The following is a 17418-nucleotide window of genomic DNA, read 5'->3' on the forward strand; positions in this document are numbered from 1 at the left end:
CCCCCGCCCGTACTTAACCGGTTAAGGTAACGTGGGCCTGTCAGGAATCGAGGGAGAGGACTCACATGCGCACCACGCTGGACCTGGGCGGACGATGGACCTGGTCGGTCGACGAGACCGGCCCGACACCCGTGCCCGCGGAGGCGCGGTCGCTCATCGGCCGCGAGATCGATGCCCACGTGCCGGGCGCCCTGCACGCCGACCTCCTCGCTGCGGGAGTCATCCCCGACCCCCTCGTCGACAGCAATGAAGACCTCGTCGGCTGGGTCTCGCGCTGTGACTGGCTGCTCCGCCGCCGCATCGACCGACCGGCCGACGCCGAGCGGGTCGACCTCGTGTTCGACGGCATCGACACGGTCGCCGCCGTCACCCTGAACGGACACACGCTCGGCACCGTGCGCAACATGCACCGCACCGCGCGATTCGACGTCTCGTCGGTGATCGCCGACGACACCCTCGTCGAGGTGCGGTTCACCTCGCCGTATACAGAGGCCGAGAAGTGGGAGCGCGAGCTCGGCGCGAGGCCGAGCGCCTACCCCGAGCCGTTCGCGTTCATCCGAAAGATGGCCAGCAGCTTCGGCTGGGACTGGGGGCCGACGCTCCCCGGGTGCGGACTGTGGAGGGATGTCAGGCTCGAGGCGTGGAGCACGGCGCGCGTCAGCGCGGTGAGACCCCTCGTCGACGTCTTCGAAGACACCGGCATCCTCACCGCGCACATCGACATCGAACGCGCCGCGTCCGGCGAGGCGCTGCCGCTCCACCTCGAGGTCGACGTCGCCGGTCACGCCGTGCACGTCGAGGTTCCGCCGGGGGAGTCGACCGCGACGGTCGTCGTCGACGTTCCCGACGTGCGGCGCTGGTTCCCGCGCAGCCTCGGAGAGCCGCACACCTACCCCGTGGCGATCTCGCTGTGGGCGCACGGCGAACGCCTCGACGAACGCGACACCCGGGTCGGATTCCGCACGATCTCGGTCGACCGCACCCCCGACGACCTCGGTACGCCGTTCGTCGTCACCGTGAACGACCGGCCCCTGTTCATCAAGGGCGTCAACTGGATTCCCGAGAGCGTCTTCCCCGGCACCGTGCCGGCCGAGCGGGTGCGGGCCCGACTCGAGCAGGCCGCCGACGCGAACGTCGACCTCGTGCGCGTGTGGGGCGGTGGCGTCTACGAGAGCGACGAATTCTACGACGCGTGCGACGAACTGGGCCTCCTCGTCTGGCAGGACTTCCTCTTCGCGTGCGCGGCGTACCCGGAGGAGGAGCCGATCCGTTCCGAGGTGCTGGCGGAAGCCCGGGAGAACATCGTGCGCCTCAGCCCGCACGCGAGCCTCGCCCTCTGGAACGGCAACAACGAGAACCTGTGGATGCGCTTCGACAAGGACTGGGCGGCGCAGCCGGGCGGCGACCTCAGCTGGGGAGAGCGCTACTACCTCGAGTGGCTGCCCGCGCTCGTGCACGAGCTCGACCCCACCCGCCCGTACACCGAGGGCAGCCCGTGGTCGGGCGACGGCGTGGTCGACCCCAACGACGTCGACCACCAGACCTTCCACTCGTGGGACGCCTGGAACGAGGACGATTACGCCGTCTACCGCGACAGCGCCCCGCGTTTCGTGTCGGAGTTCGGCTGGCAGGGCGCGGCGACGTGGCGGACCCTCCGCGACGCCATCACGGATGACGCGTTGCGCCTCGACTCCGACAACGTGCGTCACCACCAGAAGGCCATCGACGGGCACACGAAGATCGCCCGCAACCTCGCACGGCACCTCCCGGCGACCGACGACTTCGATCGCTGGCACCTGCAGACGCAGTGGATGCAGGTCGAGGCCGTGCGCACGGGAGTGCTGCACTGGCGCTCGAACTGGCCGCGCACGGCGGGCACGATCGTGTGGCAGCTCAACGACCTCTGGCCCGTGACCTCCTGGTCGGCGATCGACAGCGCCGGTCGGTGCAAGCCCCTCTACTTCGCGATCCGCGACATGTACGCCCCGCGCGCCATGACGATCGAGCCGACCGACGGAGGGCTCGAGCTCTGCATCATCAACGACCACGACGAGACGTGGGTCGGTTCGGCCCGCATCATGCGCCGACGCGTCGACGGCGAGGTGCTCTCCGATCGCACGGAGCCCGTCTCGGTGGCGCCCCGCTCCGTCATCCGTCTCGCGATGCCCGAGGGGCGCGCCGAGTCGGCGGATCGGAGCTCGGAGTTCCTCGCCGCAACCCTCGACGGCGAGCGTGCGCTGTGGTGCTTCGCCCCGCCGAGGATGCCGGGGGCGAGCGCTCCTCTCGACGTCGCCGTCACCGCGGTGCCGGGCGGTCTCGACATCGTCGTCTCCTCCGACGGGCTCGCCCGCGACGTGCTCGTGCAACCCGACCGCATCCATCCGCGGGCGACCGTCGACCGCGGGTTCACGACCGTGCTGCCCGGCGAGTCCGCGACGTTCCGCGTGCGCGCACCGGAGAGCCTCGACCCCGAGGCGGCCCGCGGAGCGTTCGTCGTCTCGTCGCTGAGGGATATCATCGATCCCGATTGAAGGGCCCGGTACCGCACATGACGACCGCACGGCAGCCCCGTCGCGTCACGATCGCCGACGTGGCACGCGAGGCCCAGACGTCGACCGCGAGCGTCTCGTACGCCCTCAACGATCGACCAGGGGTGTCGCCGGCGACGCGCGAACGCGTGCTCGCCGCCGCGGCCCGCCTCGGCTGGTCGCCGACGAGCGCGGCGCGCGTGCTCGCGGGAGGCGGTTCGGGGGCGATCGGGCTCGTCGTCGGGCGCGACCCGCGCGAGCTCGCGATCGAGCCGTTCTACATGCAGTTCATCGCCGGCGTGGAATCGACCCTCGCGGAGCGCGAGATGAGTCTGGTGCTCGAACTCGCTCCGAACGCCGATGCAGAGGTCGAGGCGATCCGGCGGTGGCACCGGTCACGACGGGTCGACGGGGTGCTGCTGACCGACGTCATCCCGAACGACCCGCGGATCGCCGTGGCGCAGGAGTGCGGCATCCCCGCGGTCGTCATCGGCGACCCCGCGGCGGCCGCGGGGCTCACGGCGCTGTGGACGGATGACGCGAGCGCGATGGAACACGCCGTCGAGCATCTCGCGGCACTCGGGCACCGACGGATCACGCGGCTCACGGCGCCGGCGCGGTTCGCCTACACGGCCGTGAGGGATGCCGCGTTCGAGCGAGCAGCGCGCGCCCGGGGCATGGAGCCCGACATCGTGCGCACCGACCTGTCGCTCGAGTCGGGAGCCGCCGGCGCACGAGCCGTGCTCACATCGACGCGCCCCCCGACGGCCCTGGTATTCGACAACGACGTCATGGCGGTCGCGGCCCTCACGGCCACCCACGAACTCGGTCTCTCGGTGCCCCGCGACGTGTCCATCGTCGCGTGGGACGACTCCCTGCTGTGCCGACTCGTCACCCCGCCCGTGACCGCCCTCGGCCACGACATCGTGGCGCTCGGTGCCCATGCCGCCCGCCGCATGCTCGCCGTGATCGACGGCGCCGAGCCGGCCGCGCACCAGGAGGCGACGCCGACCCTTCAGATCAGAGCCTCGACCGGCCCCCCGCCGGCCGAGGCCTGACCCGTCCGACGCCCCTTACCAGCGGAGCGCGGGGTCCCAGCGCAACTGAGCGCCTCCGCGCTCGAGGTCGCGCTGGAAGTCGTCGAGGTGACGGGCGTCGGAACGCACCGCCGAGGGCTCGAGGCGGTTCGCGATGCAATACGCCGCGAGCGCTCCCGCCGCTTCGCCGATCGACCACTCCACGGGCTGCAGTCGGTAGCTGCCGTTCGAGATGTGCGTCGTCCCGATGTTCTTCGCCGCGGGGATGAGGTTCCGCACCCGCTGCGGCACGAGCGCGCCGAGCGGGATCTCGAACGGCTCGGGCAGCCCGCCGCCGCCCGCACTGCCGCCCGTCGTCGCGTGCCGGTCGATCCAGTAGTAGTGGCCGACGCCGACCGTGTCGGGGTAGCGTTCCGCGCCGCGGCCGTCGCGGAGGTCGCGGTCGAAGTCCTGCTCGACGATCGTACGTTCGGCGCGGATGCGCCGGGATTCGCGGAAGTAGGGCATCATGGCGAATCCGTCCGCGGTGCCCGTCACGCGCGGTGCGAGCCGCAGGCCCGGCCACCCCGTACCGCCGTCGGGGCGCGGGGCCTCCGTCTGCAGCCAGTAGAGGAGCGATCGGCTGAGCTCTTTCGAGCCCGTCCAGTGGCTCGCGGCGTCGGGGGTGCCGAACAGTGGGCCGCCGACGTAGTCGTTCATGGGCCAGTTGACGATCACGACGTCGCTCTCGTACGTTCCGGGCTGGAACTGGCGGCGTGCAGCGACTCGACGATAGTTCCAGAGTTCGGGTGCCTCGCCCATGTTGCGGTGGTCGACGTCGATCGCGAACGGGTCGTCGTCGGCGTTGATGGTGAGCGTGTAGTCGCGTGCGATCGAGCCGTCGTGGGCGGCGCGGCGGAAGCCGAGCACCCGTTCGCCGTCGAGCTGCGGCGGCCGCCAGTCGCGGAAGTAGTCGTAGTCGGCGGGGCGATCGATCGTGTGGTCCTCGCCCGCGAGGTGTTCGACGGCGAAGCACCACGTGACGCTCTGCATGTCGAGCGGGTCGGCCTTCTCGGGCGCGCTCGGCTCGCCGGTGTCGCCCCGGCTCTCGCGGCCGGTGACGTGTTCGATCCCGCCGAGGTCGAGCAGGTCGCCGAGTTCGGTGGCGTCGATGACGAAGGGTGCGGCGAGGTCGAGCTCGTTCCCCTCCGCGTCGCGCACGGTGACGCCGGTCACCCGGTCGCCCTCGGAGTGGACGGCGAGCGGCACCGTCTCGCGCATCACGACGAGTCGGCCCGCCGCTTCGTAGGGGCGCAGCATGCTGTGGATGACGGAGAGGATGACCGTCGGCTCGACGCTCAGCGGACTGACCCAGGCGGCGCCGGGGTTGAGGTGCGGATCGGCACGGGCGGCGTCGGTGAGCGGATAGTACGCCCGGTAGTGGTCGCGGACGAGATCGCGGAACCGGGCGTAGCTCTCGTTGCGGCCCGTCGTCTCGATGCGGCGGTGCTCGTCGCTCGGCACCAGCTGCGTGGTGAGCTGCCCGCCGAGCCATGGCGTCTGTTCGGTCATGATGACGGACGCCCCGCGCCGGAGTGCCGCGAGGGCTGCGGCGACGCCGCCGACGCCGCCTCCGACGATGAGGAGATCGGCCTGCTGTTGTTTCACGGAAGAACACCCTTCTTTCCCGAGAACTCTATGGATATTTCTCGAAGAGTTGCAAGTAAAATCTCATGAAGGCGGTTCGGCCGCCATAGAATTCCAGGACTTGCAGTGATCGAAGGGACAGGCATGCGCGCGAAGGAGCGTCGACCATCTCTCGCCGAGGTGGCGGGCGAGGCGGGTGTCTCGATCTCGACCGTCTCGAAGGTCGTGAACGGAGCCCCCGACGTCGCCGACTCGACACGGGTGCGCGTCGAGTCCGTGCTGCGCGACAAGCAGTACATGTCTCCCAAGCAGCGCTCGCGCAGCGACGTCGCGACCGTCGTCGTCGTCGTGGCGAGCTCGAGCCTCTCGTCCCCGCTCACCGTCGAGATGCTCCGCGGCACGATGCGCGCCGCGCACGAGGCGGGCGTCGAGCTCGTCCTGCTCGACCTTCCCGACGACGTGCCCGCCGTGGGATGGCTCGAGCGCACGAAGCGGAACGGCCCGACCGCCGTCATCGCGCTCAAGTCGCGCCTGCGCACGGAGGAGCGCGCGATGCTCGCGAAGGGCGGCGTGCCGCTCGTCGAGGTCGACACCTACCAGTTGCCCGACAGCGACTCGTACTCGGTGGGCGCGACCAACTTCGCGGGCGGAATGGCGGCGACCCAGCACCTGATCGGCCTCGGGCACCGGCGCATCGGCTTCCTCGAGGGGGTCGCCGACACCCAGGCCTCGGTCGCGCGCAAGCACGGGCACCTCGCCGCCCTCGCCTCCGCCGGCATCCTGCCGGGCGATGACATCGTGCACGACGGCGACTTCACCTACGAGTCGGGCATGCAGGCCGCAGAGGAGCTCCTCGGCCGGCCCGATCGGGTCACCGCGATCTTCGCGGCGAGCGACGCCCAGGCTGCCGGGGTGCTCGAGGCCGCGCGTCGCGCGGGGCTCTCGGTGCCGCGCGATCTCAGCGTCATCGGCTTCGACGACCAGCTCGTCGCCCGCATGACCGCGCCGCAGCTCACGACGATCCGCCAGCCCTCCGAGGCCATGGGGTCGTACGCGGTCGAGATCGCCCAGCGTCTGTTGTTCGGTTCGGCTCCCGCGACGTTCCACACCGACCTCGCGACGGAGCTCGTCGTTCGTGACTCGACGGCCCCGCCGGAAGATCTCGAAAATAACGCTTGATTTTCTCGATAGCTCTGGTACTTTTTCTTTCAGCGCGCGACACGGTGCGTCATGAGTCCGAAGGAGTACTTCATGCGAGCTACCCGATCCCGAGTGGCGGCGATCACGCTCACCGGCGTTCTCGCCGTCTCGCTCACCGCATGTGCGGCGGGAGGGGAGTCCGGTGAATCCGGCCCTGTCGATCTGACGATGGCGCTCTGGTCGTCGAACGAAGACCACCTCGCGCTGCTCACGCAGATCGGCGACGCCTACGTCGCCGAGCACGGCGACGAGGTCGCCTCCATCACGTTCGAACCGGTCACCAACCCCGACTACGTCGCGGGTCTCACCACTCAGATCGCCGGCGGCGACGTTCCCGACCTGGCCTGGATCCCGGAGGCGAGCGGACCGGAGTTCGTCGACTCCGGCATCCTGCACAACGTCGGCGACACCCTGGAGACGACCGAGGGGTACGCGCTCGACGACATCCTCCCCGCCGCGCTCGCGCCCTGGCAGGACGAGGCCGGCGGCGTCTACGCCTACCCGTTCTCCAACTCGCCGTTCGCCCTCTACGTCAACAAGGACCTCCTCGCCGCGGCGGGCCAGCCCGACGTGACGGCACTCGTCGGCACCCCCGACTACACGTGGCATACGGTCACCGACATCGCTGCGGCGACGGCGGGCGCGACCGGTTCGGTCGGTCTCAACATCCCCACGTTCAACCCGACGAACTGGAGCGCGGTGACGATGCTCGGCAACGCGTGGGGCGCCGCGCCGTGGTCGGCGGATGGGAAGACGTGCGAGTTCTCGTCGCCCGAGATGATCGACTACCTCACCTGGTACCAGGAGCAGATGACGCGCGGCGCGATTCCGCCGGTCTCGGGCAACGCAGCGCCGGCCGCGTTCGCGAGCGGTGACGTCGCCTTCAGCGTCGCGCAGCTCAGCCAGTCGGGAAGCCTCGACGACACCTTCGAGTGGTCGTTCCTGCCCCTTCCCGCCGGACCGGAGGGCTACCACCCGATCGTCGGCCAGGCCGGCGTGAGCGTGCTCGAGCGCAGCGCCCACACGGAGCAGGCCGCCGGGTTCCTCGCGTACCTGACGAACCCCGAGAACGCCGAACTCCTCGCCCAGTTCTTCCCGCCGCCCCGCGAGTCGCTGCTGAACGTCGAGGTGCTCTCGCAGGCCGCACCGAAGCTGTCGCCCGAAGAGATTCAGAGCGCGATCATCGACGTCGTGCCCGAGGCGACCGTGAAGCCGCAGAACGCCGTGCTCTCGCAGTTCACCGACGCGGTCCGTGCGGGCCTCGACCCCGTGTGGTCCGGCGGAGACGTCGAGACGGCCGTCACCGGCATCTGCGAGCAGATCTCCCCGATCCTCGAGGGCTGAGCCGAGTGACGACACGCACCACATCGACAGACGGACGAAGAATCGTCCCGAGCCGGCGGCCGCGTCCTGACGCGGACCGCTGGCTCGGGGTGGCCTTCGTCGCACCCCAGGTCCTGGGCGTGATCGTCCTCGGCGTCATCCCCTTCATCTTCGTCGTCTGGTACAGCTTCAACGAGTGGCGACCGCTCACCGGCCAGATGGAGTTCATCGGACTCGACAACTACTCCCGGCTCGCCGCCGACCCCACGTTCTCGGCATCGATCGTCGCGAGCCTGCTGTTCAGCGCGGGAGTGCTGATCCTGAACCTCGTGATCGCGATCAGCCTCGCCGTTCTCCTCAACCGTCGGCTGAAGGGCATCACGGCCTTCCGCACGATCTTCTTCTCGCCGGTCGTCGTGTCGGTGGTCGCGTGGTCGGTGACGTGGGGCTTCCTCCTCGCTCCCGACGGCGGCCTGAACGGCGCGCTCGAACTCCTCGGGATCGACGGGCCCAACTGGCTCGCCGACCCGTCGACGGCGCTCATCTCGCTCGTCGTCGTGCAGGTCTTCAAGGGCGTCGGCATGAACATGGTCCTCTTCCTCGCCGCTCTGCAGAGCGTTCCCGAAGAGATCCGTGAGGCCGCGCAGCTCGATGGGGCGTCACCGTGGCGATCGTTCTGGTCCATCACCGTGCCGATGATCGCTCCGACGATCCTCCTCACCGGCATCCTCACCACGATCGGCTCGCTCGAGGTGTTCGCTCCCGTGCAGCTGCTCACCGGCGGCGGGCCGGGCAACACCACGAACGTGCTGCCGTTCTTCCTCTACCGCACCGCTTTCATCAGTCAGCAGTTCGGATACGCCAGCGCCATCGGCGTCGTGCTCTTCGCCATCATCCTGGCGCTCACGATGCTGCAGTGGTCGACCCGTCGGAAGTGGGTGCACGATGAGGTCTGATGCAGCGAGCGCGGCGCGCAAGCGTTCGCGGGTCACCACGGTCACTCTCTACGTGCTGCTCGTGGCCGTGTCCTTCCCTTTCCTCTATCCCACGCTGTGGATGTTCTTCTCGTCGTTCAAGCCGGCGAACGAGATCTTCCTGCAGCCGCCGACGTTGCTTCCCCGTGAGTGGACGCTCGACGGGTTCGTGCAGGTGTTCACCGCGCAGCCCTTCCTGCAGCAGTACGGCAACTCGATGTATATCGCCGTGATCGTCACGGTGTCGTCGATCCTGCTGTCGGCGATGGCCGGCTACGCCTTCGCCCGCATCCGCTTCCCGCTGCGGAACTCCGCCTTCGTGCTCATGCTCGCGGCGATGATGGTGCCCGTCGAGGTGACGATCATCCCGATCTTCACGGCCGTGAACGCGATGGGCCTCAACGACACCCACTGGCCGCTCATCATCCTGCCGATCTTCGGGCCGACGTCGGTCGTCTCCGTGTTCATCTTCCGGCAGCACTTCCTGAGCTTCCCGCGGGACTACGAGGAGGCCGCGCGACTCGACGGGGTGAGCCGAGCGGGCGTGTTCTTCCGCATCGCCCTGCCGCTCGCGACGCCCGCGATCGCGGCGGTCGGCATCATGGCGTTCCTGCGCTCGTTCAACATGTACTTCGAGGCGCTCATCTTCCTGCGGACGCCCGAGAAGTTCACCCTCGGTCTCGCCATCACGCGCTATCAGGACTTCTACGGCGAGCAGATGTGGAACACGCAGCTCGGCGCGGCGTCGCTCACCGTCATCCCGATCCTCGTCGTCTTCCTCATCGCGCAGAAGCAGTTCGTGCAGGGCCTCGCGCAGACGGGACTGAAGGGCTGATCCGTTCGCCGCGGCGCTGCTGACCGGACGTCGCCGCGGCCACACCCCACCGGTCGCGAGACGAAGGAGTCCACACGATGCATGACGACGACGCGATCCGACCCCCCCTTCCCCCGGCTCTCAGCCGCCGGCACTTCCTCGCCGGGGCGGGGGCGACGGCCGCGCTGCTCGCCCTCGGCGAGGCGCGCGCGAACCCGGCCTGGGCGACATCGGCGGGTGCGGTGCTCCCGCTCGTCGCCGCGCTGCCCGCCGGCCAGCCGGTGCGGTCGCAGTTCGCACCCAACGAGCAGGTGCTCGCGGCGTACCTGATGATCGTCGCGCCGCTCGCCAACAGCGTGCGCGACGTCGCCCCGAACTACGGCTGGATGGAGGACGGCTGGTGGCGCTCGCCGAACCAGCCCTTCAACTCCCGCATCATGGAGCACGTCGCGACGCTGTCGTGGTTCTACGCCAACAACCGGCCGTGGAACCCGTACTACCGCGACCCGGCGCTGCTCGGCCGCCTCGACGCGGCGCTCGGCTACTACCTCTCGCTGCAGCACGCCGACGGGTCGTACCCGGAGTACTCGGCGACCGAGCACCACCTCTCTCCGACCGGGTTCGGCACGGTCGCTCTGTCGGCCGTGCTCCGCGACCTCCGCGCGGCGGGTGAACTGTACGACCGCCGCGTCGAGATCCGCGATGCCATCCGGGCGAGCTCGGCCTGGCTCGTCGACACGTCGAAGCCGCACTGGAACCGCCCGGTGCAGTTCGCGAACCAGGTCGTCGCGGGCCTCTCCGGCGTCGTCGAGGCGGCCCACATCCTCGGTGAACCGGCCGTGAGCGCGTCCGTCCCGAACCGGTTGCAGATCATCCTCGACGACGGGCAGGCACCCGCGGGCTTCTTCCACGAGCCCGTCGCGCCCGACGCGGGCTACAACTTCGACGTCATGCTCCCCGACCTCGGTGCGCTCTACCTGCGACTGCCCGACCCGACCATCATCGAGCTGGCCGAGCGCTTCGCCGAGTGGTTCGGCTACGTCGTCGTCCTGGAGCCGGGTCGGAACGAGGGGTTCATCCTCTCGGGCACGAGCGCACGTAACATCGTCGCGACGTTCGAGCCGACCCCCGTCGACGACGTCGACCGCAGTGCGCTCGCGCGTACCCTGCTGCCGCACGTGCCCGCTCTCCGAGCGTTCTTCGCGAGCGCCGAGGAGAAGACACAGGCACGGGCCGACTGGGCGGCATCGACCGCTCCCGTGTCGCCGCGTGAGAAGCCGAATACGTCGCCGCGCCTCCACATGCACGTACCGCAGGCGCCCGTCGGCGTGCCCGGCTCGCAGCGCGACGCCGAGGTCGCCGCGCTCCGCTACCGGCAGGAGAGCACCTTCACCGAGCTGCGCCTCGGCACCCTCGACCAGCAGTACGTGTTCGTGCGCCGGCCGGGCTACTACACGGCGGGCCTCTACGGCGTGCGACAGAACTCGCTGCAGCGGATGGGAACGAACGCCTTCTGGCATCCCGTCGCCGGCATGCTCGCCCTCACGATCAACAGCACGGGCCCCGACGACTGGACCACGGTCGCCGACGCGGTCGGCACGGCGTCGTCGCGCGGACCGGTGACGGCGACGCACCACGCCGGGTCGAGTGCGAGCGGCGCCGTCATCGCGCCGGCCGCGCTCACCGGGTACACGGGCGTCTTCACGACGCGGTACGTCACGGCCGACAACGCCGTGCGCACCGACGTCACCCACCGCGCCGACGGCATCCGTCGCGTCATGACGACGTCGGGACCGTCGCGCGAGCGCATCCCGCTCATCATCGCGACGACCGATCAGGTGCAGTTCGCCAACGGAGTGGCGGCACCCTACGACCAGGAGACGATCACCGTTACCACCGGGATCACGGTCACCCGTGGCGGGCTGCGCTTCGTCATCAGCTGGGGCACGCCGCTCGAGGCGAAGTACGCGCCGATGGACCGCTCGTACCTCGGCAACCGCACCCACCGCATCCTCACGATCAGCTTCTCGAACTCGCTCGACGTCGATCTGAAGGTCGTCCCCGTACCCTGATCCCGCCGACATCCGTCGTACTGGCGCCGTTCACCCGTTCGGGAGAGGATGGCGCGGTATGGGTTCGCACGCCGCCGCTCCGAGACGCCGCCGCACGGCGGTGCTTCTCGCGACCGTCGGGTTCGGCGTTCTCGGTGCCGTCGCCGTGGCGGGGTCGCTCGCGTTCGCGGCGATCGGCGCGGCGGATGACGCGCGCGGGCCGGCTTCACCGAAGGCTCCGGCGACGGCGGCTCCGCAGCCGAGCACGGCGGATGACGGCATCGATGTCGCTCCCGAGTCGACGGCCACACCGATGTCGGCGCTCGCTGATACGGCCTGGGTCTCTCGGGTGGCCTCGGCGGCGGGCATCCCCGAGCGGGCGCTCGCCGCCTACGCGGGGGCGACGCTCCGCGTGACGTCCGAACGCCCCGCATGCGGGCTCTCGTGGAACACGCTCGCGGGCATCGGGTCGGTCGAGTCCGAGCACGGCACGATCGACGGCTCCGCACTCGACGCCGCGGGGGTCGCCGTGCCGCCGATCGTCGGCATCGCCCTCGACGGCGGCGGTGTCGACGCGATCGGCGACACCGACGGGGGAGCCCTCGACGGCGACGCGACGTGGGATCGCGCGGTCGGCCCCATGCAGTTCATCCCGTCGACGTGGAGCACTCACGGGGTCGACGGTGACGGCGACGGCCGCGCCGACCCGCAGAACATCGACGACGCCGTGCTCTCGGCGGCGTACTACCTGTGCGACACCGGCGTCGACCTCGCTACGCCCGCCGGCTGGATCGCCGCGGTCTCGGCCTACAACTCGTCGATCGAGTACAACAACCGCGTCGCCGCGGTCGCCGACGTCTACGCGACCGTCGGCTGAGACGCGAGAAGTCAACCCGGGTGCGGCAATCGCTGCCGCGACATACTCTGGACGACCCGGTGACACCGAACGTCGGCGCCACCGGTCGAGGAGAGACATCATGTCGACACCGAACGAGAACACCGGCCCCGACACCGAGAAGGCCGAAGCCGCCGCCGACGCGCTGGCCGACTACACGGAGCACGCGCACGACGACGAGTCGGGTGACTCGTCGGACACCGCCGACGACACCGCATCCGGCGGTTCGCCCGAGCCGGCCTGACGGGCGAGCGCGCGTCATCCGCCGCCTAGGCTCGGAGGGTGACCCCGCTCCTCGCCACCCTTCTGCTCATCAACGCCGCGTTCAACGCCCTCGTCTGGCCGACCTTCTACCGTCGCGTCGCGCGCGACGCCCGGTCGAAGGATGCCGCGGGCAAGCCCACGCCCTTCCTCATCGTGCACACCGTGCTCATCGCGGTGGCGCTGACGATCGCGCTCGCGTCGGCCCTCGCCGCGATCGCCGCGCTCGTCGGCTGACGCGCTGGCCGCGCATCCCCCTGCTCTGCACGCAACCGCTCTGCCGTGTGTAGGGGATCGCGGCCTGTGTAGGCTCCAGCGACGCGCGTGGGCCTACATTCGGGCCGAAAGCCTACATACCGCGCCGGGCTCAGCCGGTGAAACCTAGCCGAGCAGCCCGTCGTGCAGCGCCCGCAGCACGGCGTTCGTGCGATCGCGCGCCGACAGTTTGACGAGCACCGTCGAGACATGGTTCTTGACGGTGCCCTCGGCGAGGAAGAGCGCCTCGCCGATCTCGCGATTGGTGTATCCGCTCGCGACGAGCCGCAGCACGTCGAGCTCGCGGTCGGTCAGCGGTGCCGTCGGTGCCTCATCGAGCGGGGCACCCGATCGCACCGCCCGCAGCAGTCGCTCGGTGATCGCCGGCTGGATGAGCGTGCCGCCGCCCGCGACGGTGCGCACGGCACCCGCGAGCTGGTCGAGCGTGACGTCCTTCAGCAGGTATCCCCGTGCTCCCGCGCGCAGCGCCTGCAGCACGAGCTCGTCGTCGTCGAACGTCGTGAGCACGAGCACCGGCACGTCGATCGCCCCGTCACGGAGCGCGTTCAAGAGGTAGAGGCCGTCGAAGCGCGGCATCCGCAGGTCGAGCAGCACGATGTCGGGTCGATGACGGATGACGGCGTCGAGCCCCTCCTGCCCGTCGGCCGCCTCGGCGACGATGTCGATGCCCTCGACGAGTTCGAGCAGCCCGCGGATGCCCTGCCGCACGAGGGTCTGGTCGTCGACGAGCAGGGCGCGGATCATGCGGGCACCTCCGCACGCATCCGGAACCCGCCGTCGACCTCGAACGTCACGGTGCCCCCGTGCGACTCGACGCGTTCGGTGAGACCGCGCAGCCCGTTGCCCATGACGAGCGGTGTGCTGGCCGAACCGTCATCCTCGGAGAGCAGCGTGACCCGGTCGCCCTCGCGGCGGATCGAGATCCACAGTTCGGTCGCGTCGGCGTGCCGCAGCGTGTTCGTGACGACCTCCTGGGTGCAGCGCACGAGCGTCGTCGAGACCTCGTCGCTGAGGTCGTCGGCGGCGATGTCGAGGTGCACGTCGAGGTCGGGAAGCTCGGCGGTGATCTCGGTGAGCATCTCGACGAGGTCGGGCGTCTGCCGGCGTAGCTCGCCGACCGTCTCGCGCACGTCGGCGAGCAGGTCGCGAGCGACTCCGCGCGCGCGTTCGACGTGTTCGAGGGCGGGCGGTTCGGCCTGGTGCGAAGCGACCTCGAGTTCGAGGGCGAGCACGGTGAGCTGGTGACCGATGAGGTCGTGGAGCTCCCGCGAGATGCGGAGGCGCTCGTCGGCGCGCGATGACGATTCACGGAGAGCCGCGGCGGCCCGCAACTCGGCATGCGCGGCGGTGAGCTCCCGCCGCATCGCCGTCTCGCGCTCGCCCGCCCGCACCCAGAAGACGGTTCCGAACTGCAGGAACGCGTAGATGAGGGCGCCCATGATCGTCGAGCCGAGCGACTCGGTCGCGAGCCACGCGGCGCACGCGATGACGGCCGTGTTGAGCACGACGACGGCGACGGTGAGGGCGGGCCCGAGCAGGTACGCCCCGAGCGTCGACGTGAAGACGAGCAGGATGGGCAGCCACCCCGCCGTCGGCGCGAGCAGCACGACGGCGGCGCCGAGCACGACCTGCGCCCCGAAGATCGAGAGCGTGATCGCCCGCGGCATCGACCAGCCGAACCACGTCGCCGCGACGAGTGCCGCGATGAACCCGACGAACGCGCTCGGCCAGAGCAACGGGGGAAGGTCGGCGGTCGACGCGTCCGAGAACAGCACGGGCAGCCCGACGACGATGCAGATGAGCGTCGAGAAGACTCCCGCCCAGGTCGTGGCCTCGACGCGCTTCATCCCTCCAGCGTAGGAGGAGCGGCGTCATCCCGCCCCTGCCGATCGTCACGGTCGGGGTCCGCGACGAGCGGCACCTGTGTGCGGCACTTCCGTTTCGTAGCGTCGAATCACGACGATTCAGGAGGTTTCCATGACGGCCATCGAACTGCGCGGAGCGACGAAGCGGTATCGCTCGCGCACCGCGATCGACGATGTGGGTCTGACGGTGGAGTACGGCGAGATCGTCGGGCTCCTCGGTCGGAACGGCGCGGGGAAGTCGACCACGGTCGCCGCGATCGCAGGGCTCATCGGGCTGGATGACGGTGAGGTGCGCGTCGACGGATTCGACCCCGTTCGCGACCGGCGCCGCGTGCGCGCGGTGCTCGGTGTCCAACTCCAGGACGCTGAGTTGCACGCCGCGCTCACCGTCGGCGAGCTCGCCCGCCTGTACCGCTCGTTCTACCGTGACGGTCTCGACCCCGACGCGCTCCTCGAGCGGGTGGGGCTCACCGCCGAGCGGAAGACGCGCTTCGAGAACCTCTCGGGCGGTCAGCAGCAACGCCTCTCGATCGCCCTCGCCCTCATCGGCGACCCGCGCGTCGTCGTGCTCGACGAGCTCACTACAGGACTCGACCCCGAGGCGCGCCGGTCGATGTGGTCGCTCGTCCGCGCCCTGCGGGCCGACGGCCTCGCCGTGCTGCTCGTCAGTCACCTCATGGAAGAGGTCGAGCGCCTGTGCGACCGGGTCGTCGTGCTCGACGCGGGGCGCGTGATCGCGCGCGGTACTCCCGCCGAGCTCGTCTCGCGCACCGGGGGAGAGACCCTCGATGACGCGTTCCTCGCACTCACCGGAGAGAAGGGGGAGCCCTCATGACCACGTCTATGCCGACATCCGCCCCGCCGCGCATCGGCGCGTTCCCCGCCCTCGTCGGCGCCGAGCTGCGCATGGTCGTGCGCGATACGGCCGGCCTCGTCATCCCCATCGGTCTGCCGATCCTCATCCTCGTGATGAACGGGCTCGGCATCGAGGACGCGGTGCTGCCAGGCACCGACGGCCTCACCGTCTTCGACGTCTACGTGCTGCCGCTCGTGCTCGCGGTCGTCGTCGCGACGATCGGCGTCGTGAACATGCCGAGCTTCCTCGCGACGTATCGGAAGAGCGGTGTCTTGAAGCGGCTCGCCGTCACGCCCGCGCGGCCGTCGCTCGTGCTGGGGGCGCAGGTCGCCGTCAGCCTCGCGCAGACCCTCGTCGGCGTCGTGCTCGCCGTCGCGATCGCGATGCTCATGTTCGGGGCGGGGCTTCCGCGCAATCTCGCGCTCGCCGTCGGCGTCTTCGCCCTCACCGCAGGCGCGATGTACGCGATCGGACTCGTCATCGCCGCGGTCGTGCCGACGGCTAACTCGGCCGTCGCGGTGGGGCTCGTCGTGTTCTTCGCGATGGGCGCGCTCGGCGGCATGTTCGGGCCCGTCACGAACCTGCCGCCCGCGCTCGCCGAGGTCGGCACGGCGCTTCCCTTCGGCGCGGCCGTTCAGGCGATGTCGGCGGCGTGGGTGGGAAACGTTCCCGATCTCGCGTCGATCGTGAGTCTCGTGGTGACGCTCGTCGTCGGCGGTGCGTTCGCGACGCGCTTCTTCCGCTGGTCGTGAGGCGGCCCGGCCGGGCGTAGCCCCGCCCGGCCCGGCCCGGCCCCGCCCCGCCCGGCCGGCCCCGCCCGGCCCAGCCCCGCCCGGCGCGGCCCGGCCCCGCCCTCGCGGTTCGTAGGGGATTCGACCCTTCGTAGGCCGAGAAGCCGCGCGATCCCCTACACAGCGCCGATTCCCCTACGAACGACCGCCGAGCGCGGCACCAGGGCGGCGGATGACGCGCGCGAACGTCATCCCGACTGTGCCCCGCCGCGCTCGGGGAGTAGCGTGAACCCTCGTGGGAACTTTTCGCGTCGCACTCATCGATGATCACGAGATCGTCGCTCACGGCTTCGCCGAGCTCTTCTCCGAGCTCGCGGAGGTCGAGGTCGCGGCGACGGTGCGCACGGTCGACGAGCTCCTCGAGCAGGGCCTCGCCCTCGACCTCGCGATCCTCGACCTGCGGCTCGCCGACGGGTCGATGCCGATCGACAACGTGCGGCGCATCCGCGACTCCGGTGCCGAGGTGCTCGCCTTCACGGGCGGCGACGACCCCGTGCTCGTGCGTTCGGCGGCCCACGCCGGCGTGCTCGGAGTGGTGCGGAAGTCGGAGCCCGCGACCGTGCTCAAGGAAGCCGTGCTGCAGGCGGCACGCGGCGAACCCGTGGCCTCGACCGAGTGGGCGGCCGCGATCGACGGCGACCCCCTGCTCGCGGATGCCGGACTGAGCGCTCGAGAGAGCGAGGTGCTCTCGATGTACGCCGCGGGGGCCAAGACCCAGCTCGTCGCCTCACGCACGGGCCTGTCGGAGTCGACGGTCCTCGACTACATCCGTCGTGTGCGGTCGAAGTACGCTCGCGCGGGCCGCCCGGCGAACACGAAGGTCGAGCTCTATCAGCGGGCCATCGAAGACGGCCTTCTCCCCGCTCCCGGGAGGGCCAGCTGAGTTCCGCGCCGGCCCGAACCCGCGCTCGATGGCGCGGT

16 protein-coding genes are annotated in these 17418 nt (G+C 70.3%); 13 read left to right on the forward strand and 3 right to left on the reverse strand.

The window, feature by feature from the left end:
• Positions 1-65 precede the first annotated feature (65 nt).
• Together BJ972_RS15090 and BJ972_RS15095 are read left to right on the forward strand one after the other, a co-directional pair.
• Positions 66-2531 (forward strand): glycoside hydrolase family 2 protein, encoded by a 2466-nt coding sequence (locus BJ972_RS15090; protein WP_129177284.1) that lies wholly within the window; start codon positions 66-68, stop codon positions 2529-2531.
• A 17-nt stretch (positions 2532-2548) separates the two neighbouring features.
• Positions 2549-3586: a LacI family DNA-binding transcriptional regulator gene (locus BJ972_RS15095; protein ID WP_129177282.1), complete on the forward strand. Its 1038-nt coding sequence runs from the start codon at positions 2549-2551 to the stop codon at positions 3584-3586.
• Positions 3587-3601: 15 nt separating this feature from the next.
• On the opposite strand, the gene BJ972_RS15100 is transcribed toward BJ972_RS15095, so the two are convergent.
• A complete protein-coding gene (locus BJ972_RS15100) occupies positions 3602-5212 on the reverse strand; it encodes an FAD-dependent oxidoreductase (protein ID WP_129177280.1) in 1611 nt (536 codons plus the stop codon).
• A gap of 105 nt (positions 5213-5317) precedes the next feature.
• Here BJ972_RS15100 and BJ972_RS15105 point away from each other — a divergent pair, with 105 nt between their 5' ends.
• The 8 genes from BJ972_RS15105 to BJ972_RS15140 all read left to right on the forward strand — a co-directional run bounded on the left by BJ972_RS15105 (position 5318) and on the right by BJ972_RS15140 (position 12946).
• Positions 5318-6370: a LacI family DNA-binding transcriptional regulator gene (locus BJ972_RS15105; RefSeq protein WP_164990004.1), complete on the forward strand. Its 1053-nt coding sequence runs from the start codon at positions 5318-5320 to the stop codon at positions 6368-6370.
• A 72-nt stretch (positions 6371-6442) separates the two neighbouring features.
• Entirely contained in the window at positions 6443-7735 is a 1293-nt protein-coding gene (locus tag BJ972_RS15110) for an ABC transporter substrate-binding protein (protein WP_164990003.1), read from the forward strand.
• 89 nt (positions 7736-7824) lie between these two features.
• Positions 7825-8670, forward strand: coding sequence for a carbohydrate ABC transporter permease (locus tag BJ972_RS15115; protein ID WP_129177274.1), 846 nt, complete (start codon positions 7825-7827; stop codon positions 8668-8670).
• On the forward strand, positions 8660-9523 hold the full coding sequence (locus tag BJ972_RS15120) for a carbohydrate ABC transporter permease (protein WP_129177272.1): 864 nt from the start codon (positions 8660-8662) through the stop codon (positions 9521-9523). The genes BJ972_RS15115 and BJ972_RS15120 overlap by 11 nt, the downstream gene beginning before the upstream one ends.
• 77 nt (positions 9524-9600) lie before the next feature.
• A complete protein-coding gene (locus BJ972_RS15125) occupies positions 9601-11574 on the forward strand; it encodes a twin-arginine translocation signal domain-containing protein (RefSeq protein ID WP_129177270.1) in 1974 nt (657 codons plus the stop codon).
• A 58-nt stretch (positions 11575-11632) separates the two neighbouring features.
• Positions 11633-12430 carry a lytic transglycosylase domain-containing protein gene (locus BJ972_RS15130; RefSeq protein ID WP_129177268.1) on the forward strand — a complete coding sequence of 266 codons (798 nt, stop codon included), beginning with the start codon at positions 11633-11635 and terminating at the stop codon, positions 12428-12430.
• 100 nt (positions 12431-12530) lie between these two features.
• Positions 12531-12692 carry a hypothetical protein gene (locus BJ972_RS15135; protein ID WP_164990002.1) on the forward strand — a complete coding sequence of 54 codons (162 nt, stop codon included), beginning with the start codon at positions 12531-12533 and terminating at the stop codon, positions 12690-12692.
• A gap of 38 nt (positions 12693-12730) precedes the next feature.
• Positions 12731-12946: an SCO4848 family membrane protein gene (locus tag BJ972_RS15140; RefSeq protein ID WP_129177266.1), complete on the forward strand. Its 216-nt coding sequence runs from the start codon at positions 12731-12733 to the stop codon at positions 12944-12946.
• Positions 12947-13090: 144 nt separating this feature from the next.
• On the opposite strand, the gene BJ972_RS15145 is transcribed toward BJ972_RS15140, so the two are convergent.
• Positions 13091-13729: a response regulator gene (locus BJ972_RS15145; protein WP_129177264.1), complete on the reverse strand. Its 639-nt coding sequence runs from the start codon at positions 13727-13729 to the stop codon at positions 13091-13093.
• Positions 13726-14832, reverse strand: a complete 1107-nt coding sequence (locus BJ972_RS15150) for a sensor histidine kinase (protein WP_129177262.1) — start codon at positions 14830-14832, stop codon at positions 13726-13728. The genes BJ972_RS15145 and BJ972_RS15150 overlap by 4 nt, the downstream gene beginning before the upstream one ends.
• Positions 14833-14962: 130 nt before the next feature.
• On the opposite strand from BJ972_RS15150, the gene BJ972_RS15155 reads away from it, so the two are divergent.
• The 3 genes from BJ972_RS15155 to BJ972_RS17755 all read left to right on the forward strand — a co-directional run bounded on the left by BJ972_RS15155 (position 14963) and on the right by BJ972_RS17755 (position 17380).
• Entirely contained in the window at positions 14963-15685 is a 723-nt protein-coding gene (locus BJ972_RS15155) for an ABC transporter ATP-binding protein (RefSeq protein ID WP_129177260.1), read from the forward strand.
• Complete coding sequence (locus BJ972_RS15160) at positions 15682-16458, forward strand: ABC transporter permease (protein WP_129177258.1); 777 nt, start codon at positions 15682-15684, stop codon at positions 16456-16458. Before BJ972_RS15155 ends, BJ972_RS15160 begins: the two co-directional genes overlap by 4 nt.
• A 274-nt stretch (positions 16459-16732) precedes the next feature.
• Positions 16733-17380, forward strand: coding sequence for a response regulator transcription factor (locus BJ972_RS17755; protein ID WP_129175367.1), 648 nt, complete (start codon positions 16733-16735; stop codon positions 17378-17380).
• The last annotated feature ends 38 nt before the right edge of the window (positions 17381-17418 follow it).

It is taken from the genome of Agromyces atrinae (genome assembly GCF_013407835.1).
Classification (GTDB): Bacteria; Actinomycetota; Actinomycetes; order Actinomycetales; family Microbacteriaceae; genus Agromyces; species Agromyces atrinae.